This is a genomic window from Neoroseomonas rubea, assembly GCF_016106015.1.
Taxonomy (GTDB): domain Bacteria; phylum Pseudomonadota; class Alphaproteobacteria; order Acetobacterales; family Acetobacteraceae; genus Neoroseomonas; species Neoroseomonas rubea.
In genome coordinates, this window is record NZ_JACADQ010000311.1 from 1 (window position 1) to 5,065 (window position 5,065).

Consider the following 5,065-nt stretch of genomic DNA (forward strand, 5'->3'; position numbering starts at 1 on the left):
CCGCCGCGGGCGCGGATCGCCTCGGCCGCCGCCTCGATCTCCCGCGCGGTGCGGGAGAGCAGCGTCACATGCGCCCCCGCGTCGGCGAGCGCGGCCGCGGCCGCGAGGCCGATGCCGCGCCCCGCGCCGGAGACGAGCGCGCGCCTGCCATCCAGGCGGAAGGACGGCGTCCTCGGCAATTCCATCGCTCAGTCCGCCGCCGTCGCGTAGGGGATGTTGCGCCCGCCATAGCGGCGCACGCGGATGTTCGCCTGTTCGGCATGGCCGGCGAAGCCTTCCAGCATGCACAGGCGCGAACAGTATTCGCCGACCATGGCGCTTGCCGCATCCGTCAGGACGCGCTGGTAGGTGACGGTCTTGAGGAACTTGCCCACCCAGAGCCCGCCCGTGTAGCGCGCGGCCTTCCTGGTCGGCAGGGTGTGGTTGGTGCCTATCACCTTGTCGCCGTAGGAGACGTTGGTGCGCGGCCCGAGGAACAGCGCGCCGTAGTTGGTCATGTTCGCGAGGAAATAGTCGGGATCGCGCGTCATGACCTGCACATGCTCGGACGCGATGCGGTCGGCCTCGCGCACCATCTCCTCCTCGCTGTCGCAGACGATGACCTCGCCGTAGTCCTCCCAGGCCTGCCGGGCGATGGCGGCGGTCGGCAGGATGGTGAGCAGGCGCTCCACCTCGGCCATGGTCTCGCGCGCCAGCTTCTCGGAATTGGTCAGCAGGATCGCGGGCGAATTCGGCCCGTGCTCCGCCTGGCCGAGCAGGTCGGTGGCGCAGAGCTCGCCATCCACCGTCTCGTCCGCGATCACCAGCGTCTCGGTCGGCCCGGCAAACAGGTCGATGCCCACCCGGCCGTAGAGCTGTCGCTTGGCTTCCGCCACGAAGGCGTTGCCGGGGCCGACGAGCATGTCCACCGGCTCGATGCTCTCCGTCCCGACCGCCATCGCGCCCACCGCCTGGATCCCGCCGAGGCAGTAGATCACGTCCGCCCCCGCCAGGTGCTGCGCCGCGACGATGGCCGGTGCCGGCCGCCCCTCGAAGGGCGGGGCGCAGGTAACGATGCGCTTGCAGCCCGCCACCTTCGCCGTGACCACCGACATATGCGCCGAGGCGAGCAGCGGATACTTGCCGCCCGGCACGTAGCAGCCGACCGAGTTCACGGGGATGTTCTTGTGGCCGAGCACCACCCCGGGAAGCGTCTCGACCTCGATGTCGCGCAGCGCGTCCTTCTGATGCTGCGCGAAGTTGCGTACCTGCTCCTGCGCGAAGCGGATGTCGTCCAGGTCGCGGGCGGAGAGTTGGCCCAGGCAGTCGCGGATCTCGGCATCCGTCAGGCGGAAGTCGGCGCGGTCCCACTTGTCGAAGCGGATCGACATCTCCCGCACCGCCGCGTCGCCGCGCGCCGAGATGTCAGCGAGGATGCCCTCGACCGTCGCGCGGACCTTCGCGTCGTCCTCGGCTCGGGCTTCCGCGTCGCGGCCCTTCTTCAGATGTCGCGCCATGGCGTCCTCCTGCTCGGTTGGGGCAAGGCGTAGCGGCGGCTGGGGGCCTGTCAACCTGGCGCGCGCCCGGGCGGCACATGGCATCGCCGCATGCCGGACGATGCGACGATGGCCGCCGCGCCCACGCGGCATGGCCGGCCGTTCCGCCGCGGGCCCACCGGTCCTGGCGCGCATCTTGCTTGGCACTGCGGGAACGAAGCCTCGAGACGGAGCCGTGCACCATGAGCGATGCCGTCACCACCGAGCCGATGGTCGCCGGCCTGTTCCACGTCGCCGTCAAGACCAACAACCTTGACGCGACGGTTGCCTTCTACACGCGCATCCTCGGCCTGCGGAACGGGTTCCGGCCGGATTTCGGATACCCCGGGGCCTGGCTCTACGTGCCCCTCGCGGGCGGTCCGGCGATCCTGCACATCTACGCCGGCGGGCCCGCCCTCGGCGCGGCGGGCCGTGCGCCGGCCGGCACGGCGGCGATTGACCATGTCTCGTTGGCCTGCCGCGGCTACCGCGGCTTCGTCGCGCGCTTCCGGCAGGCAGGGCTCGAATGGCGCGAATTCCTCGTGCCCGGCACGACGCTCTGGCAGCTCTTCGTCTACGACCCCTCCGGCGTGCAGTGCGAGCTGACCTTCGAAGGCGCGGTCGAGGAGGGGGAGGGGCCGGACATGTCGCCCGGCCGCGCATACGTGGCCGGCGCCAGTTTCTTCGACCCCGCGACCTATCCAAGCCTCGGCTGAGAGGAGACACCCATGGTGACCCGTCGCCCGCTGCTGCTCGGCACCCTTGCCGCACCCTTCGTGATCGGGGAGGCCCGCGCGGCCGACACGGTCAAGGTCGCGATCTTCGAGGCCGCCTCGACCCTGCCGTACTTCGTGGCCTTGACCCGCGGCTTCTTCACCGAGGCGGGCATCGCCCCGCAGGGCTTCGCCCTGGCGACCCACCCGCTGATCGTCCAGGCGCTGGTCGCCGGCGATGCCGAGGCCTGCACCAACCTCGTCACGCTGGAAGGGGCGAACATCAACGTCCGGCGCCCGAACACAGTGCTGTACTTCACGATGAACGGGCAGAACGCGCGCCACCAGATGGAGCAGTTCGTGGTGCGGTCGAACAGCACCGCGACGCGGCTGGCCGATCTGCGCGGGGCGCGCATCCTTTCCGCCCCTGGCCCGGCGAACATGGCCGCCGCGCGCGGTGTGCTCGCCGCCGTCGGGCTGCAGGAGGGGCGCGACTACACGCTCGTGGAGCAGCCCATGGGCATGCACATCGGCGCCATGCAATCGGGCCAGTTCGACGCGGCCTATACGCTCGAACCCGTGGCGACGATCGGCGAACGCGCCGGGGCGATGAAGCGGCTGGAAGCGGGCGTGATCGCGACCTACCTGCTCGGCCGGCGCGATGCGCAGGCCTATGCCGGCGGCGCGGGCTTCTCCGGCCGCTTCCTCGAAGGGCGGCGCGATGTCGCCAACCGCTTCGCCCAGGCCTGGGCACGGGCGATCGAGGCGATCCGCACCGACCCGACCACCCGCCAGGTGCTGACCAGCAACCTGAACACGCCGGCCGACCTCGCCGCGGTGATGCCGTTGCAGGCCTTCACCATGATCCGCGACTTCACCGCGCAGGATCGCGCCGACCTGCAGAAATTCGTCGATATCGGCGTGCAGATGGGCGTGGTGCGCGGGGCGATCGACGTCGGCACCTTCATCCGGCCGCTCTGACGCGATGGACGGGCCCGCCATCGCCCCACGGGACGCCGCGCTGTCCATCCGCGGGCTGCGCAAGGCGTTCGGCGGGCAGCCGGTCTATTCGGGCTTCGACCTCGATGTGCGCCGCGGCGACATCCTGGCCATCTTCGGGCCGAATGGCTGCGGCAAGTCCACCCTCATCAACATGGCCGCCGGCCTGCTGCCGGTCGATGGCGGGACCATCCTGTATGACGGGCGGGACGTGCGCGACGTGCGCGTCGGCTACGTCTTCCAGAACTACCGCGAAGCGCTGTTCCCCTGGCTGCGCGCGGCCGACAACATCCGCTACCCGCTGCGCCGGATGGGCCTGCCGAAGCGGGAGATCGAGGCCCGGCTCGACCGGCTCAAGGCGGAATTCCGCGTGCGCTTCGACCTCGCGCGCTACCCCTATGAACTCTCCGGCGGGCAGCAGCAGCTGGTCTCGGTGATGCGGGCCCTGGCGGTGGAGCCGGAGGTGCTGTTCCTCGACGAACCCTTCTCGGCGCTCGACTTCGAGACGACGCTCGACCTGCGGGCCCTGCTGCAGGATGTGCTGAAGCGGCTCGGCGTGACGACGCTGCTGGTCTCCCACGACCTCGAGGAAAGCATCGCGCTCGCCGACCGGCTGCTGATGCTCACGCGCCGCCCGACCACGGTCGCGGATGACCTCGCCGTGCGCCTGGCCTGGCCGCGCGGGTCCGCCACCCTGTCCGAACCCGACTTCGTCGCACTGAAGCGCCGCTGCCTCGCGGTGTTCGAGGCGGCTGTCGCCGGCCGGCCGGTGGCGGCATGAAGGGCCTGGTCGCACCCGTCCTCGGCGCGGTCGGCTTCATCGGGCTATGGTGGCTCGCGACCGTGGCGCAGCTCGCCGACCCGGTGCTGCTGCCGAGCCCGGCGGAGACCTTCCGCGACACGGTCGCGGCCTTCCGCAGCGGCCCGCTCGGCCACGACCTGCTGCGCACCATCCTGCGCACGGTGCAGGCCTTCCTGATCGCGACCGCGATCGGCGTGCCGCTCGGCATCGCGCTGGGGGCGAAGGAGCGCGTCTACCGCAGCGTCGAGTTCGTGGTGGATTTCTTCCGCTCCACCCCGGCCTCCGCGTTGTTTCCGCTCTTCCTGATCCTGTTCGGGGTGGGGGAGGGGACGAAGATCGCGGTGGCGGCCTTCGGCGCCGCGCTCGTCATCCTGTTCAACGCCGCCTATGGGGTGATGAATGCGCGTCGCACCCGCGTGTTGGCCGCGCGCGTGATGGGCGCGGGGGAAGCGCGGATCCTGTGGGACGTGCTGCTGTGGGAAGCCTTGCCGCAGATCCTGGTCGGCATGCGCGCGGGCATCTCCCTCGCCCTGGTCATCGTGGTGGTGGCCGAGATGTTCATCGGCAGCACCGACGGCCTGGGCCAGCGCGTCATCGTCGCGCAATCCCTGTTCGAGAGCGGGTTGATGTACGGCGTGATCTTCCTTGCCGGGGCGCTCGGCTACGTGCTGAACCTGACCTTCCTGCTGGCGGAAAAGCGCTTCGTGCACTGGTCCGGGCGCTGATCAGCCGAAGGCTTCGGGCCCCGGCACGTCGGTGTAGGTGCGGCGCAGCTTCGCCAGGAAGTCGGGCGCCATCTTCGCGCGGGATCCGGCGATAGGATCGCTGCCGGGCAGCATGGTGTCCGAGGCTTCCAGGCTGAAGGCGCGGACGAATTCCACGCGCGGGTCGCGCAGCGCCGCCACCGCCGCGACATCGCCGCCCGCCCGCAGCACCGCGCCGGCGAGCACGCCGTCCTCGATCGCCTGGGTCGCGCCCTGGCCGAGCGTCGGCACCATCGCATGCGCCGCGTCGCCCAGCAGCAGCACGCGCCCGCC

At 70.9% G+C, this 5,065-nt stretch carries 7 protein-coding genes; 4 read left to right on the top strand and 3 right to left on the bottom strand.

All coding sequences use genetic code 11. The features are described from left to right. Together HW577_RS20470 and hisD are read right to left on the bottom strand one after the other, a co-directional pair. On the bottom strand, nt 1–185 hold a 185-nt coding region (locus tag HW577_RS20470), incomplete at its 3' end, for an SDR family NAD(P)-dependent oxidoreductase (protein ID WP_198377975.1). A 3-nt stretch (nt 186–188) separates the two neighbouring features. Beyond that, the gene (gene hisD / locus HW577_RS20475) at nt 189–1,496 is read right to left on the bottom strand and encodes a histidinol dehydrogenase (protein WP_198377976.1); all 1,308 of its coding nucleotides are present in this window, start codon (nt 1,494–1,496) and stop codon (nt 189–191) included. A 221-nt stretch (nt 1,497–1,717) separates the two neighbouring features. Here hisD and HW577_RS20480 point away from each other — a divergent pair, with 221 nt between their 5' ends. From HW577_RS20480 to HW577_RS20495, 4 genes are read left to right on the top strand one after another with little or no spacing between them, the layout of a single operon-like run. After that, complete coding sequence (locus HW577_RS20480) at nt 1,718–2,230, top strand: VOC family protein (protein WP_198377977.1); 513 nt, start codon at nt 1,718–1,720, stop codon at nt 2,228–2,230. A 12-nt stretch (nt 2,231–2,242) separates the two neighbouring features. Further along, nucleotides 2,243–3,208, top strand: a complete 966-nt coding sequence (locus tag HW577_RS20485; RefSeq protein WP_198377978.1) for an ABC transporter substrate-binding protein — start codon at nt 2,243–2,245, stop codon at nt 3,206–3,208. Between the two features lie 4 nt (nt 3,209–3,212). Then, on the top strand, nt 3,213–4,007 hold the full coding sequence (locus tag HW577_RS20490; protein ID WP_198377979.1) for an ABC transporter ATP-binding protein: 795 nt from the start codon (nt 3,213–3,215) through the stop codon (nt 4,005–4,007). Beyond that, complete coding sequence (locus tag HW577_RS20495) at nt 4,004–4,753, top strand: ABC transporter permease (protein WP_198377980.1); 750 nt, start codon at nt 4,004–4,006, stop codon at nt 4,751–4,753. The genes HW577_RS20490 and HW577_RS20495 overlap by 4 nt, the downstream gene beginning before the upstream one ends. On the opposite strand, the gene HW577_RS26960 is transcribed toward HW577_RS20495, so the two are convergent. Further along, nucleotides 4,754–5,065, bottom strand: a 312-nt coding sequence (locus tag HW577_RS26960) for an FAD-dependent oxidoreductase (protein WP_198377981.1), incomplete at its 5' end; no start/stop codon positions are given.

Bases quoted from the DNA above. Each gene is read 5' to 3' on its own strand.
- HW577_RS20480 (WP_198377977.1), top strand. From the start codon at position 1,718: ATGAGCGATGCCGTCACCACCGAGCCGATGGTCGCCGGCCTGTTCCAC.
- hisD (WP_198377976.1), bottom strand. From the start codon at position 1,496: ATGGCGCGACATCTGAAGAAGGGCCGCGACGCGGAAGCCCGAGCCGAG.
- HW577_RS20490 (WP_198377979.1), top strand. From the start codon at position 3,213: ATGGACGGGCCCGCCATCGCCCCACGGGACGCCGCGCTGTCCATCCGC.
- HW577_RS20495 (WP_198377980.1), top strand. From the start codon at position 4,004: ATGAAGGGCCTGGTCGCACCCGTCCTCGGCGCGGTCGGCTTCATCGGG.
- HW577_RS20485 (WP_198377978.1), top strand. From the start codon at position 2,243: ATGGTGACCCGTCGCCCGCTGCTGCTCGGCACCCTTGCCGCACCCTTC.